This is a genomic window from Cohnella hashimotonis, assembly GCF_030014955.1.
GTDB classification, from domain to species: domain Bacteria; phylum Bacillota; class Bacilli; order Paenibacillales; family Paenibacillaceae; genus Cohnella; species Cohnella hashimotonis.
This window is the reverse complement of the sequence record NZ_JAGRPV010000001.1, coordinates 921,492-938,596: the sequence shown is the minus strand read 5'-3', so window position 1 is coordinate 938,596 and position 17,105 is coordinate 921,492. Positions and strand designations below refer to the sequence as shown.

General features: G+C 58.9%; 12 protein-coding genes. 1 reads left to right on the top strand and 11 read right to left on the bottom strand.

Features of this window, described 5'->3' with window-relative positions; translation table 11 throughout:
• Nucleotides 1-785: 785 nt before the first annotated feature.
• A complete protein-coding gene (ypfJ, locus tag KB449_RS03700) occupies nucleotides 786-1,616 on the bottom strand; it encodes a KPN_02809 family neutral zinc metallopeptidase (protein WP_282907077.1) in 831 nt (276 codons plus the stop codon).
• A 257-nt stretch (nucleotides 1,617-1,873) separates the two neighbouring features.
• On the opposite strand from ypfJ, the gene KB449_RS03695 reads away from it, so the two are divergent.
• A complete protein-coding gene (locus KB449_RS03695; RefSeq protein WP_282907076.1) occupies nucleotides 1,874-3,118 on the top strand; it encodes a TraB/GumN family protein in 1,245 nt (414 codons plus the stop codon).
• Between the two features lie 72 nt (nucleotides 3,119-3,190).
• Here KB449_RS03695 and KB449_RS03690 read toward each other — a convergent pair whose 3' ends face one another.
• From KB449_RS03690 to KB449_RS03645, 10 genes are all read right to left on the bottom strand, one after another.
• A complete protein-coding gene (locus KB449_RS03690; protein ID WP_282907075.1) occupies nucleotides 3,191-4,666 on the bottom strand; it encodes a stalk domain-containing protein in 1,476 nt (491 codons plus the stop codon).
• Nucleotides 4,667-4,816: 150 nt separating this feature from the next.
• Nucleotides 4,817-7,516, bottom strand: coding sequence for a hypothetical protein (locus tag KB449_RS03685; protein ID WP_282907074.1), 2,700 nt, complete (start codon nucleotides 7,514-7,516; stop codon nucleotides 4,817-4,819).
• 7 nt (nucleotides 7,517-7,523) lie between these two features.
• A complete protein-coding gene (locus tag KB449_RS03680; RefSeq protein WP_282907073.1) occupies nucleotides 7,524-8,399 on the bottom strand; it encodes a fumarylacetoacetate hydrolase family protein in 876 nt (291 codons plus the stop codon).
• A gap of 24 nt (nucleotides 8,400-8,423) precedes the next feature.
• Nucleotides 8,424-9,446 carry a Gfo/Idh/MocA family protein gene (locus tag KB449_RS03675; protein ID WP_282907072.1) on the bottom strand — a complete coding sequence of 341 codons (1,023 nt, stop codon included), beginning with the start codon at nucleotides 9,444-9,446 and terminating at the stop codon, nucleotides 8,424-8,426.
• Nucleotides 9,447-9,464: 18 nt separating this feature from the next.
• A complete protein-coding gene (locus tag KB449_RS03670; RefSeq protein WP_282907071.1) occupies nucleotides 9,465-10,229 on the bottom strand; it encodes an MBL fold metallo-hydrolase in 765 nt (254 codons plus the stop codon).
• Complete coding sequence (locus tag KB449_RS03665) at nucleotides 10,205-10,594, bottom strand: RidA family protein (protein ID WP_282907070.1); 390 nt, start codon at nucleotides 10,592-10,594, stop codon at nucleotides 10,205-10,207. Before KB449_RS03665 ends, KB449_RS03670 begins: the two co-directional genes overlap by 25 nt.
• Entirely contained in the window at nucleotides 10,591-11,778 is a 1,188-nt protein-coding gene (locus KB449_RS03660; RefSeq protein WP_282907069.1) for a M20 family metallopeptidase, read from the bottom strand. The genes KB449_RS03665 and KB449_RS03660 overlap by 4 nt, the downstream gene beginning before the upstream one ends.
• Before the next feature lie 42 nt (nucleotides 11,779-11,820).
• Nucleotides 11,821-14,868 carry a FlgD immunoglobulin-like domain containing protein gene (locus KB449_RS03655; RefSeq protein ID WP_282907068.1) on the bottom strand — a complete coding sequence of 1,016 codons (3,048 nt, stop codon included), beginning with the start codon at nucleotides 14,866-14,868 and terminating at the stop codon, nucleotides 11,821-11,823.
• Between the two features lie 44 nt (nucleotides 14,869-14,912).
• Nucleotides 14,913-16,040 carry an aminotransferase class V-fold PLP-dependent enzyme gene (locus tag KB449_RS03650; RefSeq protein ID WP_282907067.1) on the bottom strand — a complete coding sequence of 376 codons (1,128 nt, stop codon included), beginning with the start codon at nucleotides 16,038-16,040 and terminating at the stop codon, nucleotides 14,913-14,915.
• Between the two features lie 33 nt (nucleotides 16,041-16,073).
• Nucleotides 16,074-17,099, bottom strand: coding sequence for a Gfo/Idh/MocA family protein (locus tag KB449_RS03645; RefSeq protein WP_282907066.1), 1,026 nt, complete (start codon nucleotides 17,097-17,099; stop codon nucleotides 16,074-16,076).
• Nucleotides 17,100-17,105 lie beyond the last annotated feature (6 nt).

The following is a 17,105-nucleotide window of genomic DNA, read 5'->3' as shown; positions in this document are numbered from 1 at the left end:
ACGGCACCATAAATACCACGTTTGCGCCTTATAGCGCTTATCGTACAGCCCCAGTCTCCCTCAGAACCGGCAATAGCGTCATTTTGCACTTATCCTCCGTAGCGACAACGCTAAAAAACGCCAGGGCACATCACAGATCACCCTGACGTTCCTATTTGTTTGGCGGATATGCGAAACTCGGTTCGCGCCGAACGCCTGACTATGGCTCATCCGACAACCGTCCCTATGATCCCGCAATCGTGCCCCGAGCCGCTTCTCCACCGCAAATACCTGCACACATCCATCTTTTTTTGCCAATGTCGACCCTTTTGTGCACAAAAGATGCTCAGGTGCAGTTATTTTCCTTCATCAGCTGAATTTTCAGGCTTGCCCTTTGCTTTTACCTGCACATTTGCAGGTATTTCATCAAGTGTCGCGAGCCGGCAGGAAATACGTGTATATTTGCAGGTTTTCGGACGGGGGCGGGCAAGACCGAGGCCGACAGGCGGGGCGAGGCCGGCAGACAGACCGAGGCCGGCAGACAGACCGAGGCCGGCAGACGGGGCGAGGCCGGCAGACAGACCGGGGCCGACAGGCGGGGCGGGGCCGGCAGGCGGGTAAGGCCGGGGACGGCAGGCAGAGCGAGGACGGCAGGCGGGCCCACCCCGCCCCGCCAAACTTCCGTAAAGCCTCGGCACGCCAACCGCACTCACTCCTGTCTTCGATGCGCCGCCGCCCTAATCAGGAAGAGAGCCGCCGGAAGTTCCCGGCAGCCCTCGCTCAAACTTCCCGCAACTTCCAGCAGCCTACAGATTTTTGGCGCTAAACGTGTCTCCGCCCTCGATCGTGCCGCTGTCGAAGCCCTTCTTGAACCACCGCATCCGCTGCTCGGAGCTGCCGTGCGTGAAGCTCTCCGGCACGACGTAGCCTTGCGCCTTCTTTTGCAGCGTGTCGTCGCCCACCGCGCTGGCCGCCTTGATCGCTTCCTCCAGATCGCCCTGCTCCAGCACGTTCATATCTTGCGCATGATGCGCCCACACGCCCGCGAAGTAGTCTGCCTGAAGTTCGGTACGCACGGATTGGGCGTTGGACTGCTTGGCGCCCATGTTCGTCGTGCCGAGCAGCGTCTGTACGTGATGCCCGACCTCGTGCGCGATGACGTAAGCCATGGCGAAGTCGCCCGGCGCCTGGAACTTCGTCTTGAGCTCGTCATAGAAACTGAGATCAATATACAGCTTGTGGTCGCCCGGGCAATAGAAGGGGCCGACGGACGACCCCGCCGTGCCGCACGCGGACTGTACGCTGCCGTTATAGAGCACCAGCTTCGGGTCCTCGTACGTGAGTCCTTTTTCCGCAAACAGCTGCGACCAGACGTCCTCCGTATCCGCGAGCACCACCGACACGAACTGGGCGAGTTCGTCTTCCTCCTGACTGCCCTGGTATGGCGTATCGCTGACGGAGCTCGTCGTCGTGCCCGTCATATTGTTCAAAATGCTTCCCAAATCCCCGCCGCCGAACAGCAGCGCGATCACCAGCACGATAATTCCGCCGATGCCGCCGCCAACCAGCTTGCCGCCGCCGCTCATGCCCCGCCGGTCCTCCACGTTCGCGCTGCCTCTTCTTCCCTGCCATTGCATATCGGGTTCCTCCTGCCTCGATCGGTCGACTATTTTAGAATATAGCGCGTCTGTCTGTAAGTCATTGCGGACCGCTTATACGTCTATACCCGGCGAACCCGCCTTCCGCAACTGAGAATCCGCACCATGTCCCTGGAACGGGGCCAAATCTCTTATGTTTCATTCTTCCTAATTTTGTATACATTCAGGTAGGATTAAAGTTTTATCATTTAAAACGGGTCGTGCGACCTAATCAGACGGACAGGAGTGTTGTGAAGTTGAAAAAGATCGGAGCACTATTTCTTTCTCTCATCCTGGCAGTAAGCGTGTTCTCCGGCGCGGCTTCGGCCGCTGCCAAGCCTGTCAGTGTCTGGATGGACGGCGCGGCCGTGCAGTTCAAGCAAGGCGTTCCGATGGTGGAAAACGGGACGACGCTCGTGCCGGTGCGCCCGCTGCTTGAAAAGCTGGGCGTCGCTTTGAACTGGGATGCCAAAAGCCAGTCGGTCATGGGAACGAAAAGCGGATTGTCCTTCGCGCTTCAAGCGGGCAATCGCACTGCGGTCGTCAACGGCGTGGTCGTATCTCTAGACGTGCCTCCGCGCATCATTCGCGGTACGACTTATGTCCCGCTGCGCTTCGTTGCCGAAGCGATCGGCTACAAGGTGACCTGGGACGCAAAAAACAACGCGGTCTCGCTGACGCCGCTTGGCCAGCCCGGCGGAAGCACCGGCTTCCTGTGGAAGGCCGAGAAAAACGGCAACACGGTCTACCTGCTCGGCTCCATCCACGTCGCGCAGGCGCAGATGTATCCGCTGCGCGCCCAGATCGAAGCCGCGTACAAGGCGTCGCAGTATCTGGGCGTCGAAGTCGATCTGACCAAGACCGACGATGAATCGATCGAAAAGCTGATTGCGGACAAAGGCATGTACAAGGACGGAACGACGCTCAAGGATCACGTATCCCCGGAAACGTATCAGGCGCTCGTCGACATTCTCAAGGCGAACGAAATGCCGACAAATACGTTCGATCAATACGAGCCCTGGGTCGTCGCCCAATCGATTCCGACCGCGTCGGAAGAATACCAGGCCAACCTCGGCATTGACGCTTACTTCATGGGGAAAGCCGTCTCGGACAATAAGCTGATCGTGCCGCTGGAATCGGCCGAGAGCCAGTTGGCCTTGTTCGATCGCTTCTCCCCGACGCTGCAGGAAGAGCAGCTCCAGGAAGCGATCAACGCTTATAGCGCGAGCAGCAGCGGCGAGATGGATGCGCTCACGCGCATGTGGGTCACGGGCGACGAAGACGCGCTCCGCGCGCTCGTCAAGGCTTCCGCCGAAGACCAGGAGTATTACAAAGCGCTGGTCCTCGACCGCAACCTGACGATGTCCAGCAAGATCGAAGCTTACCTGAACGACGACCAGAACGTCACCCGCATGATCATCGTCGGCGCGCTTCATATGCTTGGCGACGACGGCATCATTACGCGGCTGAAAAACGACGGTTATACGGTCACCAAGCTCTAATCGGGCGGCCATATGCACGACAGGGACCGGGCAAACGCCCGGTCCCTGTTTTATGCTTGTTTGATTAGCCGCCTACGGCCGGCTCATGCTAAGCTCCGCCAGCTTGGAATTCCAGGAGACCGCTACGCCCATTTGTTTCAGCAAAGCGGCCGGCACCATGACAGCGCCCAGCCTTGTGTACGGCTGCTGCGGCAGCATGAACTTTTGCCCGTCCACCTCCGCCTCAGGCGAGCGAAGATTGATGACGGCCGTGGAACGGCCGACTGTCAGTTCAAACGTGGCGTCCGCATTCACCTTCAAGGTGCCGCCGAGCGCCTTCAGGGTGTCCTTCAGCGGGACAAGGAGGCGTTCGTTCTCCATCACGGCAGGAAAGGCCGTCGAGAGCGGCTTGCCGTCGATCATCACGCCGATTGCCGGCAGCACGGGCGCGGGCCTGTACAGCATCCGCGCGTCGTTCACGTTAGCCGATCCCGCTTCGAACCATTGATTCCCGCCGACGCCCCACAATTTGCCCCTGGCATCGATTCCCAGACCGTGATGATAGCCGGCGGCGATCTCGCGAATGCCCGACCAGCCGCTTATCTTTCCTGCCGTGCCGGTCAGCCACTTGTTCGTCGACCATACTTCGCCGCCTGACGTTCGGATCAGCACGGCGTCGAAGTTCGCGATCTCCGCCTCCTCGGCCTTCAGCGAAGTCGCGATCCGCGCCGGCTTGCCCTTTACCTTCATCGGCCCGGGACTGGCCTGCTGGTACAGCGCTTCAAAGTCCAACTGCGCCTGCCATACCCGGCCCGAAGTATCGACGCCGACGAGGCGATCCTGGTAGGCGGACAGCTGCTTCATCGCCGAAAAGCCTGCGAGACGCGCGGGGGTCAAGAACGCAAGCCCGCTGCCGTCCAGCTTCCGGATCGACCCGAAGCCCCAGACGGCGCCTGCGCCGTCGAGCGCATAGACGAGATTACCCGCGGCGATCATGCTCGCAAAGCGATAAGTTCCCGCGATCTGCGCGACTACGATCCTGGGCTTGTCCCCTGCCTGCGGCTCGTAGGTCCATCTCCACAATGTGCCGTCCTTCTTGAGAGCGAATCCCGGAACGGCCGCCTTCACGTTCTGCAGGCCGGGAATCTTCGTCGGCAGCGTCGTGCCGCCCTGCACAGCGCCTCTCGAGCCCCACTCCCAGATCGTTCCGTCCGTCGCGACGCCCGTCTGCGTGCCGGCGCCGTTCGTCGAGATCGCGGCGATCGCCGGCAATCCCGAGAGCCGGACCGGCCTGTCGATCTCGCTCGTGACGCGGGACTCCAGGACGCCGAGCTCGCCGAACAGCGTCCGTCCCCAAGCCCATACCGTGCCGTCTGCACGGAGGGCGGTCGAATAATATTCCCCGGCGACGACTTGGACAAAAGCCGTGGAAGCGACGGTGCCGACCTCGGACGACGTTGCCGCGGCCGTCGCGGATACCGCTCTGCCCGGGCTCGCCGCGGACGCGCCGGCCGGCAGCAGCAGCGCGGCCGTGAGCAGCGCCATCAGTCCTTTATTTAATATTGGCAATTGCATTCATCCTTTCGTCGATGACGTTCACTCTTGATTAGACGCCGGGCAGGGTTTAAAGGTTTCCTTATATGTAAAAATCGCCCGCCGCGTTTTCGGCGGCGGGCGGCGGTGGGTCGCGGCTAACTGTAGCAAACGAAGCAGACACGCTTACCGATCGCTTAGCTGTCGTTCTATCCGTTGAAGCTCCTCGATTACGCTGCGGCAATTCAGCGTTTTTTCCCGCAAATCCTGAACCGTATAATAGTAATGATTGCTGGCCTCGAATCCGATCCGGGAATCCCGGACAACAAGCTCGCGCAGCTGCCCGGCGTTGCCGGCTTCCGCACGCGCGATGTCGATCAGCTTGCGGCAAGCCTTCAGTCGGACGGACGGGCTTTTCGCGGCGTCATACCGGTCGCGTGTCCGTACGAAATCAATCTGAAGGAACGTGCTGTAGAAATGAAGATAGGCAGCCGTCGCAGCCGTCATTAATTCGTCATAAGCACGCTCCGTTCCGGGAGAAAGCTTCCTCCCCGCCGCTTCCAGCAGACGCAGTCCTTTCTTCCAGCCGCTCGCCAGTTTCTTGAATTGGCCGGCGAATTGGGCCGCCGAATAAATCCCCCGCCAACTCTTCAGATCGTCGTAAGGGTAGCCGATCATCGTCGCCTCATAGCCGGTCGGGTTCAAATGAAGCAGGTTGGCCGGCCCGAAGTTTTGAGGCGCGAAATACAGCACGGCCAGATCGAAGGGAAACTGCCGGAACGCGCTGCCGAAAGCAGCCGAGGCGTCGGCGATCGCTCGCCCCGCCGCGCTGCCGAACTTGTTTTCCATCCGTTCGCGGATACTAGGCCTGGCATGCGAATCGGTATCCCAGTAGTAGTCCGCCGCGAGCGCGAGATTCAGGGAAGGATAACCGCCCAGCGTCCAGCTCAGCATCAGGCCCGTGACGCCGGATTCGTTCAAGCGGCCCAGGTGCTCCTCGATCAGTTGAAATACGGGCAGGAAAGGCACGGCCGAGCATTCCCACGTATTGTTGAATTGGACCTTCGCCGCCGTGCGCAGCCCTCTGGCCTGCGCCGCTTGCCAGCTTCGCAGCGACTTGTCGCCCGGTCCGACGACGGACATCGAATAATCGGCGACCCGTCCCCGGACGCCGGCGACGCTCGTCGGAATCGCCTCTTCGCTCGTGGCCATCACGACGACGTTATCCGGCAGCTTTTCGATGGCGAATTCAATCTCTTTTTCCGTCCATCCCCAGCCGGAAGCCCATCCCCACGTCCAGCATAGAATGCGCGCTTCGGGCTTGACCCGGAATGCGCCTTCGGCAATGATGCCGTTCACTTCCGCCGCCACCTCGCCCGGCCTCCGCTGCGCGCAGCGAGGGCAATTGGTGATTCCGTTCACCGCGCGGGAATAGCAATGCGTCCAATTTTCCGACATCGTAATCGTAAACAAGCCGGCCAGTTCGGGAACCTCGCCGAATAGCCGGGATATCCCGTCGCGCAATATGGCCTGCACCTCGGGGTGAGACGTGCACATCGTCGCGGAGCCGTCCTCCGTATGTCCCCGCCAATCGGGCTTGTCGGCAAAAAAAGATAAGGGCATCGAACGCGGTTCGTTGCAGTACAAATAAACGCCGATGCCGTACTTCGCCGCGCGCGCTACGAGCAGGCGCAAGCCGGCGATCCGTTTTTCCCAATTCGCGGACATTCCGTCCGGCAGACCGTTCAAAGGAACGAGATTGTAGAGCACGCTCTGCAGCCAAATGCCGTTGACGCCCGCCTCGGACAGCCGTTCCAGCAGGTCTTCCGGGTAAGGATCCGATTCCGGCGTCAAAAGCGGGTCTCCATATACGGCGCTGTACGAGTAAATGATCCGCAAATCGAATTTGGTCGTCCTTCTGTACGTTCCCGCCATCAGGTACGGAATCCGGCCTTGACCGGTCTGCCCGGCAATCCATTGCAGCCCCCGCATGATGCCGGTCTCCGCCGCCGCCCGGATCGTGATCCGGTCCGCCTCCACGATAACCGCGTGATCCTCGGAGCGTACGGACGCATCGGCCGCGATCTCGATTCGTACGACCGGATTCGCAGGCGCCTCGGGTGCTCGACCGGAACTTCGACGAACGCTCCACTTCGTCCCCCAGACCTGCTCATGCCTCGTTGCGAACCGCTCTAACGCCGATTCGAGAATGGGAGTGGCGTCCGGCGCCTCGATCGTCCAGGGGATGTCCAGCCGAATCTCCCCCGGAGCGGGTTCCCTAAGCTCACCTTGATGCAGCGCAGCGGGTTTTCGACCGTAATCGAGAAAGGCGAATGGTTTTTCAAGCCTTGCTCCCGGTGCCGATCCTGTTCCTGACGCCGCTCCTGCTCCCGACGCCGTTCCTGTTCCCGATTCCGTTCCGGCCCGCCGCAAATCCGGCTGCTCGGCGACCGTTTCCCGGATTTGCTGCGTCAGCTCCTGTTCCTCCGCAGTCAATGGCCGGTATCGGACCGGCTCCATCCACGGCTTGAAGCTGCCCAGCTTGATCCAGAGGAAATCGTCCTCCTTCAGCGTAAAAGCCAGCTGCGCCTCCGTCCAGCCGAGCAGCTCAAGCAGCTGTCCGAACGGCAGCAAATGCCAATTGGCGCGAATGATCGTAATGTAGCCTCTCTTGAGCCATATCTCTTCGTTTCCCGTCGCCGACATTTCGAGTCCCAAGCCGGACGCGACTTCCTTGATCTGCTTTTCGGAAGCGCCGAGCACCGAGGCCAGTCGCTTGATCGGAACCAAACCCCAATTCCGCCAGACGACGGCCTGCATACGCGTAGGAAAATGAGGCGTCGGAAGCGCTTGTCGATCCGGATCCGTCCGCAGCTCCAGCATCATGGCAGCCTCACTCCCCCGTCCTGGCGCGCATCCGATTTTCCAGCCTGCCCAGCTTGTCGATCGCAAGCACGATCTCGTCCCCGTCCTTCAGCCACTCGCGCTTCTCCGTCGGGTAGCCGAAAATGACGCCTTGGGGCGTTCCCGTAAGAATGATGTCCCCCGGGCTGAGCGTCATATATTCACTAATGTAGCTGACCAGCTCGTCGCAATAAAAGATCATGTCCGACGTATTGGAACGCTGCCGGACTTCGCCGTTTAAGCGGCAGCTCAGTTCGAGGTCATTCGGATTCCCGACCTCGTCGGCCGTCACCAGGTAGGGGCCGATCGGACAGAAATGGTCCAGGCTTTTACCGAGCAGCCACTGATTCGTCCTGAACTGCAAATCCCTGGCCGACAGGTCGTTGGCGATGCAGTAGCCGAAAACGTAATCCAGCGCCTCGTCTTTGGATACGCCGCTCGCGGTCCGGCCGATCACGATGGCCAGCTCGACCTCGTAATCGCCTTCTTTTACGTATGCGGGCAAAGGAATCGTCTGTCCGTGGGCGGCGACGGCATTGTTGAATTTGTTGAATAGCACGGGGAATTCGGGGATGCTCATGTTCGATTCCGCGGCGTGCTCGCGATAATTCAACCCGACGCAAATGATTTTCCCCGGATTCGGCACGCAAGGGCCGAACGTCAGGTCTTCTTCGCGCAAAATAGCGCCCGTCCCGACCGCTTCGCGCACATGCGCCTCGATCCGTCCGACGACCGGTTCGCCGCCGGCGATCAGCGCCTCCATCGTCCGCGGCCAGTCCCCCGCCAGCGGAATTTCCACTACGCCGTCCTTGGTCCGGACGCCCAGCCTTAGTCCTTCATCCGTTGCATAAGTCATCAATTTCATTTTGCGTTTGCGCCCCCTTCTCTATCATTCATGAACGACGGGCTCTTCTAACGACACTTCACGCCCCGACTTGCAGGAGGCGACGATCGCGTCGGCGACCTCGACGCCGTGAACGGCATCGCTAAAAGAGATCACGGTCGGCGCTTCTCCCCGTCCGATACAACGGCATATATACGTCAGTTGCTCCCGCAGGCAGCCTACCGATTGTCCATGCAGCCTGGCATGAATGTCCGTATCGGGCGTCAGTCTGCCCGCGTCGTTCCAGAACTGCAATCCCCCGTCGCTCGTCTCGAATCGGGCAGTGCCGCTCCGTCCGATCACTTCGATCGCATCCGCGATCTCGACGCCCGCCTGGTCGGGCGTCGTCCAGCTGCTGTTCAGCACGGCCAGCGTCCCGTCCTCGAATTCGAGGTTCGCCCACAGCACTTCCGGAGCGGCGGCGCCGGAATGGCGGACGGATCTGCCGTAAGCCTTCACGCTTCTGACGCGGCATCCGGCGTACCAGATCGCCAGATCGATATCGTGGATCATTAACTCGAAGACGGTGTGAACGCGCTGAAACGTCTGGAATAAAAATTGCTCCCGCGAACGCTTCATGTACATGCTGACCGGCGCGCCGACCCGATCGGACTGCAAGGCTTCCTTGATCGCGGCATAACGCGGATCGAAGCGAAGCAGGTGCCCCGGGAACAGCAGCTTGCCGCTCGCGGCGGCCGCTTCCTGCATCGCCCTCGCCTCGTTAGGCCTGGTCGTTACCGGCTTTTCCACGATGGCATGTTTGCCCGACTTCAACGCTTTAACGGCCGGCTCCAGATGCTGGCTCTCGAAGGTGACGACGCTGACGAGATCGATATCGTCGCGCCGGATCAGGTCATCGGCATTCTGGTACAGATTCGCAATGCCATAGGCCTTCCCGGCTTGCTCCAAGCGTTCCGGGGAGCTGTCGCATATCGCCACGACTTCCGCCGTTCCGAGCGAGCTGAACGCTTCCAGATGGCACATGCCCCATCGGCCCAAGCCGAGAATTCCCACTCTCACTTTATCCATTCCGTTTTCCACTCCTACCTATAAGTTCGGCGGTACGTCAAGCCGCTCGAAGCAGGCATGCGCTTCGGCGACGGCTCTCCACGCTTCCGTCAGCAAGACGACGCCATGCCCGGGGAACAAGCTGTCGATGCGGAGCCCGTGCAGCTTTTCCACCGTAGCCGCGTATTCGGAAATGACGCAGTCCCAGACGTTTTGAATGACGACCTTGCCTCCCGCGAATACCGAGTCGCCGCCGAACAACAGCTTCCTTCCGTCTCGTTCGAGCAGAAAGGAAAGATGCCCCCGCGCATGGCCGGGCGTATCGATCGCCTTCAGCACGAGATCGCCGATCGCGATCTCGTCGCTCTCCCGCAAGCCTCTGGCTACCGGACAAGGCGGAAATTCATAATCCGCCGGATAGACGCCCGCCCTGACCGCTGCGTCGATGCTCGTCTTCTCCCGGTCTCCGCTTTGGATCCAGGGCATGATTTCCTCGGAGGCCATCACCTGCATGCCGTATTGTCGCTGAAAATAAGCGGCGCCGGCCGCATGGTCGCCATGGCCGTGCGTGAGCAGCAGCACCTGGATTTGCGTCGGCGAGACGCCCAAGCGCTCGATATTCGCCGCGATCCGCTCGGGCTCCATGCCTCCGCCGGCATCGACCATCGCGTATTTGCCGTTTCCCCCATCCAGCAAATAAACGTTGCAATCCATCGGATCGCTGAGCCGAAAGCCGTATTTTCCGCTGCCGACCAGATAGATGCCTTCATCGACCTGGATCATGACGGGATATAGGCGATGCATTCGATCTCGACGCGCATGCCGGGAGGAAACTTAACGATTTCGAACGTGCTGCGCGCGGGCGGATCCGCTTGGAAAAACCGCGCGTAAACGTCGTTATATGCCGCAAAGTCGTTCAGCTCGTCGATAAAGGAAGTCACTTTGACGACATGTTCCGTCGAAGTGCCCGCCGCGATCAGGATTTGCGCCATATATTCCAGAACGACTTGCGTTTGCCGCGCCATGTCTCCGGGAAACAGCACTTCGCCGGTAACGAGATCGAACGGACACGTGCCCGCTACGTAGACCATGTCGCCCAGCTTGACGGCCTGCGAATAGGAGCCGCTGGGCTTCGGCGCTTTATCGGTACGTATGATTTCTTTTTTCATCTTCGCGCGCTCTCCTCTTGTTCGATCTTGTAGCCGCAAGCCAGCCGATAATAAAATTCGGCCGCCTGCGCGACCTCCGCGACGGGAACCCATTCCTGCGCGGAGTGCGCCTGCGCGATCGATCCCGGACCGTACACGATGGACGGGATCCCCTTCCAGGCCTGCAGCTTGCTTGCGTTGCTGCCGTAAGATACGCCGCGTAGAACCGGGCTTAGGCCGAGCGATTCGGCGATACGCCGCGCCGTATGGACGACCGCTGCGTCGTGCGGCGTGTGGAGCGCGGGGTCGAGCAGCAGCGGCTCGACCGACAGTCGGACGCCTGGAAGAGAAGCCCTTAGCTCCCGCTCGAACTCGGCCAGTACGCGCTCCGGGGATTCTCCGGGAACGATGCGCCGGTCGATCCGGATCTCGCAGGCTTCCGGCACGATGTTGATCTGACTGCCTCCGCTCACCGTACTGACGACGATCGTCGGATTCCCGCATAGCGCGCTGCTCGTCTGCGCCAGCACCGGCTCGACTTTCTCCCTTACGTGCCGGACGACGTCCATCATCGCATAGATGGCATTTATCCCCTCGTGCGGCACCGAGCTGTGGGCGGCTACGCCGAACGTCCGAATGGAAAACCGGGAGCATCCCTTGTGTTCGACCACGATGCCAAGCTCGGTCGGCTCGCCGACGACGGCGCCCGTGAGCGGCATATCAAGAGACATGAACGCCCTAAGGCCCTGATAGGCGTACTCCTCGTCGACCGACGCGCAGAAGACGAGGTCCGCGTTCAAGCGCTCCGGATGGGCGGCGCAGCGCTCCATCATATGGATCATGCCTGCCAGCGCGCCCTTCGTGTCGCAAGCGCCCCTGCCGTACATTTTGCCGTCTCGATAAATCGGCGTCAGCGCGTCGTCCATGCTCCCGATCGATACGGTGTCCATATGCGCCTCGAACAGCAGCGCGGATTCCGGCTTGCCAACCCGAAGCTCGGCGATTATATTGTCGCGGCCTTCGGCGACCGGCTGTCTGGTCACCTTTAACCCCGCTTTGCGCATACGCGCTTCGATATAATCGGCCACGTCCCGCTCTCCGCGCGCGTCCTCTCCGTAATGCGGGTTAACGCTTTGAATGCGCACCAAATCGTCCAAGATCCGCACCGCGGGGTGAGCCTTTTCGTCGAATTCCTGCACTTCCATATTCCTCACTCCTCACCCCTGCAACGGTCCGAATTTCACTGCCTACTGTTTTACGAAATACATTTTGTCTACGTAAACCGCCTTCACGTTGGCGGCATTATCCGCCGGCCAGATATAGGCGTATTGGTTATTCGTCTGGGAAGGGATAAACGATCCGATCTTGATCGTGCGCCACAGCATATTTTCCATATTGGAGGCGGGCACGGCCGTCGTTCCGAACGGATACGACGACGTCGTCGCATCGTAGACGCCGTAAGAGAACGCATTCCCGGTCGGCGTTACGAATTTGGGCTTCCCGTTCGCGTCGAAGTACAGGTCGTCGGCGTATTTAATTTTAACGACCGCGTACAGATCGTACGTTGCGCCGGGAACGAGCTTCGTCTTATCCCAGAACCACTGGAAGTCCCATCCATTTGTGGTGGCTACGGTCTTCAGCGCTGTTTTCCCGTCCGAAGCCGACACGTCCGGATTGTTTTTCGTGGCTCCGCCGAACATGGTCAGGTCGTTATCCTGGCCGACGTATACCGTTTGAACAGTACTCTTCGTCAGCTTGAGGATCTTTCCGTCCCCCGCCGCAAAGTTTAAGGCGCTGATTTCATAACGATCCGGATACGTCGTATAGCTGACGGCCGTGCCGGTAAGGACGTTTGTGATATCCGTAATATTCATGCCGAGTTTGGCCCGATCGATCTTAATTGTGACGTTGGCGCTGTTCAAAGCGTCGTGATTGACGACGACCAGGTACTTGTCTCCTGTCGCCAGATTCTCGTGCGTCGTCACGTCCGCGCTGGGATGAGCGGCGCTCGTCGTGTTGCCGCCGCCGATCGTCGTCGCGACGTTCGCGATCCTGGTCATCGACAAAAGGGTCGGCTCGAGCGTCTTTATTTCGCTAAGCAAGGTTTGCACGGTGGTAAACTTGGGCCCTCGAACGTAATTCTCGTCGACCATGCCTTTCCATAAGCTTTCGGTTTGATAGATAAAGTACAGGAACCCCTTGGAGCCGTGGCCGATGTTCAGATACGTCATGGCCCTCGTTTCCGCTGGAATCGGATCTCTTAAGCCTGTCGGCTCATGTCCGTAGTTCTGAACGACGGTCCACCATGGCGCCTTGTTCTGGATGTCCTTTTTGGTGAGCATATGGAGAAAATCCAGGTACGGGATATAATCGATATTCGAATAGTAGGGATGATTCATGTAATGGGTAAAATCCCCGACCGGATATCCCAGCGCCGCCCCGTAAGGATCCGTTAACAGCGTCTGCGTCCGCTGGATGTCGTAGTGGAACTCCGTATATTCCGGCGCAACGTAGTCGATCAGCGCCTGATGGTTGGGATCGATCGTTTCCGTTATTCTTTTGGCGTTTCTCAGGAAAATCGCATTTTCCGCGTCCAGATTCATGGGCTCGTCTTTCAGGACGTACGCATATAAGGCGGCGTGATTTTTGATCGGACCGATTTTATCGTTGATCTCGTTGTATAACGCGATCTCATCGTTTTCCAGCGCCGGGTTGCTGAACACGGCGTACGCCATCGGAAAAGCCATGACTTTAATGCCGTAAGCGGCCGCCCGGTCTAACGTATCCGTGTATACCGCAGCAGGGCCGACCCAGTTGGCAATGCTGACCACGTTCATGTCGGCATCCTTCAAATCCTGGAAGCTGTTGTTCAAATAAGAGATTCTGGCTGCGGATTGGTACGGGATCTCGCCTCCCTCGAACCAGGTTCCCCGTGCCACGAAAGGCGCGGGCGCCACGGGCGCGCTTAACGTAACGCCGGTAATGACCTGGATATTTTTTCGGTACAATTCCCCGCCAGCATTGCTGACCACGACTTTGTACATTCCGTTGGCTACGATCGCGTTGGCGTTGTTTCTGCCGTCCCACGAGATTTTCACCGTGCCGCTTTGACTCGCGCCGCTCACGAGCGTTTTGACCAGGCTGCCGCTGCTATCGACGATTTTGGCGCTGATCGTTTGCGGCGCTGCCAGGGAATACGTAATGCCCGCGGCATCGTTCAGATCGTCCTGGTTGCCGGGAGAGATTTTATAAGGCTTGACGGTGATCGACTGCGCGGGATTGTCGTTGACCTGCGCTTCGCTAACCGTCACGGTGTCGATTTTAACAGAAGGAAAGTTGGATGCGTTGTTCACTTGATAGAAACCTACGCGATAGACGTGCGTCGGATTCAGGGCGAGCGGCGCGGCATTGATCTTGATTCCGATGTAGAACTTGAATTTGTCTTGCGTTTCCGGGCTGGCCGTCGTGTAGACCTTGGGCGGCACGACGTAGGTGCCTGTCGTCGTATCGTACAGCAGAACGCCGAGAATGTCGCCGGCGGAGGCGTTCCAGTTGGACCGATCGATCTGCACGACCGCCGTGACATCGTACGTTTCGTCGGTCCGCAGCTTCGTGCCGTCGATCGGCGCCTGGACGTTCCAGTTGCTGCCGGCTCCATTGTACAGAATCGCCGCGCTGTTATTTGAAGCGAGCGGGCTTGCGGTCAGGACAGACGAGCCGCTCAAAATAAAGTCGCTATCTTGAATATCGATCGGCGCGTGCGGCCGGAGTATGATTTGGTCCACGTAGATTTCCGATATTTGACTGGCGTTATTGGTTCCCGCTACGAAAAAAACAAGCTGATTGACGCCGGCATTCGGCACGAACGTCCCCGCCCTGAATTCTTTCCACGTCATATCCTGCGTCGCGCTGGCAGGCACGGCTTTTTGAGGGAGAATATAGTCGCCGTACGTATTATCCCAAACGCCGAACTCGAATGCGTTGCCCGAAGGAGCCGCGGGAACATGGTTCACTTTTATGCGAAAAAAGACATCGTAAGATTTCCCCGGCTGCAGGGCGCTGAAGTCCGAGCGAACGTGCGTGATGTTCCAATTGACGCTCGTATTCAGCATTTTTCCGGCAGACCCGTTTAACGCGCTCGCATCGGCCACGGTTACGCCGTCGTTGTAATATTGAAATTGATTTTCCTCGACGATGAAGTCCGAGTCGGCTGCCGAGGTCCTGCCGGTTCCCCAAAATATAAAAATGGCCAGCCAAATCGTCAGGAGAACAAACGCTTTTTTCGCTTGATTCATGTCCACGACTCCTTATTATCCGGATTGGGATGCGTGCACTGCCGTTAAGCGGTTTCTCTCGCGCCGGACAAAGCGCCGATCAACCGGTCCACGTCCGCGCTGTCGTTGAAGGAGTGAATCGAAGCGCGGAACCGCCCGTCGCCCCCCCATAAATAGATGCCTTGCTTCTGAAGATACTCGGATACCGCTTCCCCCCGGTCGGAGGCGACGCATACGTTGCCGGCCCGCAGCTGCGGCTCTTGCGGCGTAATGATCGTGAAGCCCATCGCTTCGAGCTTGCCGATCAATTCATCCCCCAGCCGCAAAATATGGTTTTCGATACGTTCGATTCCGGTATCCAGCAGCAGCTTTGTCGAATAATTAAGCGCATAGATCGTCGGATAGCTCGGATAGCCGGTCTCGAACCGTTTGGCATCGCGATGGAATTCATAGCTGCTACGCCTGATCGGGGCAAACATATCCGTAACGCTGCGCCAGCCGACCGAACGCGGCATGAACGCCTCCAGCCGGACCGGATTGACGCCCAGGATTCCGATGCCATGAATACCGAGGAGCCATTTATAGGAGCTGCACACCAGAAAATCGGTTTCGTTCATATCGACGGGCACCGCGCCCAGCGATTGCGTGGCATCGAGCAGGAGCAGCGTGTCCGTCTCCTTCAGGCGTTGGTACAACGCTCGATAATCGAGGCGCGCGCCCGACAAATAACTGACATGGCTCGTAATGACGAGCCGGGTCCGATCGTCTACCTCGGCCATAATATCGTCCGGCGTCACGCGCCAATTCGCGTGCTCCACGAACCTCACTTCGATGCCCCGGTCCTGCAGCACGAGCCACGGAAGGACGCCCGACGGAAATTCCAGCCGGTTGACGACGACATTGTCTCCGGGGCGAAACGCAACGGCGCCCGCGATCGTGGAGATGATCTCCGAAGAATTGGACAGAAAGCTGATATGATCGGGCTTTCCTCCAAGCAGAAGCGCTAGATTCGCCTTGCAGGACGCCTCGATGGCCGCATTGTTTTCCCGTCCTGCCGGTCCTTCGCTCCGCCTGGTCATATAGTCGTTAATCGCATCCATGCTTCCCTTGAGCGGCGGCGTCTCCGCCCCGCTATAAAACCAGGCGCATTGCTCCATTCCGATAAAAAGCTGCTTGTTCAGCAAGGATTCCAAAGACTCTCACTCCCCGATCTTTGCGTTTCGTTATTATTTAAGCTTGATCCACTTGCCTCCGCCGTCGGCTGATCTTTTCTCGGCTTCCACCAGACGAATCGAAGCCGCTACGTCGTCTCCCGGCGAGACGGACGGAACTCGCCCGTTCAGCAAGCAATCGGCCAAGTAGACGATCTCCCGGTAAAAACCCGTATCCGCGGACAGCTCCGGCGTAAAAGCAGAACCTTCTTTGGGATATACAGTCACCTTGCCTCCCGTAAACACAACGGCGGCTTCGTCGAATCCCACGCGGTACGACATCTCGAACGGAATGCTCGGCGGCAGCGACCAGTCCGCCTCGGCGGATACGATCTTGCCGTCGGGGTAAACGTATTGCGCCGAGAGAATGTCGTAGCCGCTGCCCGGATACACATTACGTCCGAGCGCGGAGACGGAAGCCGGATTTCCGAACAGCCACCGGATCATGTCCGCATCATGCACGTGAAAATCGACCAATGCCCCGCCGCTTCGCGATTCGTCCAGCAGCCAGTTCTGGTTCGACCAGACCGGCGCGCTGCTGCCCCTATAGAAGCGCGCAGACCTGACAGCGCCCCACACGCTCTTGTCTACGCAATCCTTCAAGTATTCGTAAGCCGGCCAGAAGCGAAGACATTGGCCGATCATCAAATGCTTGCCGCTTCTCCCCGCCGCCTCGAGCATCGCTTTGCAGCGCTTGGAATCGAGCGCCATCGGTTTTTCGCAGAGGACGTTAAATCCCTTCTTCAGCACCTGAATCGCGACCGCGTCATGCAAAAACGTCGGCAGCGCGATGTCCACGTAATCGAACGATTCAGAGGCGAGCATGTCGTCCAGATTCGTATATAAACGGTATTTGGAAAAATCGTAATCGGCGTTGCCCACCCCGATATTGCCCTCGGTAAATTCGCCTTCGAATTTCTTGGGATCCGTATCGCAAATGGCCGTAACGCGGATGGGATAATCCTCCTGCTCAAGCCGCAAATACTGGTCGAGATGCGCCCTTCCGATAAAACCGATGCCGATAAGTCCTACCTTTAACATGCCGTC

What these genes read in the sequence shown, in the direction of transcription:
- KB449_RS03655 (WP_282907068.1), bottom strand. Translation starts at nt 14,868, where the DNA reads ATGAATCAAGCGAAAAAAGCGTTTGTTCTCCTGACGATTTGGCTGGCC.
- KB449_RS03660 (WP_282907069.1), bottom strand. Translation starts at nt 11,778, where the DNA reads ATGGAAGTGCAGGAATTCGACGAAAAGGCTCACCCCGCGGTGCGGATC.
- KB449_RS03675 (WP_282907072.1), bottom strand. Translation starts at nt 9,446, where the DNA reads ATGGATAAAGTGAGAGTGGGAATTCTCGGCTTGGGCCGATGGGGCATG.
- KB449_RS03680 (WP_282907073.1), bottom strand. Translation starts at nt 8,399, where the DNA reads ATGAAATTGATGACTTATGCAACGGATGAAGGACTAAGGCTGGGCGTC.
- ypfJ (WP_282907077.1), bottom strand. Translation starts at nt 1,616, where the DNA reads ATGCAATGGCAGGGAAGAAGAGGCAGCGCGAACGTGGAGGACCGGCGG.
- KB449_RS03665 (WP_282907070.1), bottom strand. Translation starts at nt 10,594, where the DNA reads ATGAAAAAAGAAATCATACGTACCGATAAAGCGCCGAAGCCCAGCGGC.
- KB449_RS03670 (WP_282907071.1), bottom strand. Translation starts at nt 10,229, where the DNA reads ATGCATCGCCTATATCCCGTCATGATCCAGGTCGATGAAGGCATCTAT.
- KB449_RS03685 (WP_282907074.1), bottom strand. Translation starts at nt 7,516, where the DNA reads ATGATGCTGGAGCTGCGGACGGATCCGGATCGACAAGCGCTTCCGACG.
- KB449_RS03645 (WP_282907066.1), bottom strand. Translation starts at nt 17,099, where the DNA reads ATGTTAAAGGTAGGACTTATCGGCATCGGTTTTATCGGAAGGGCGCAT.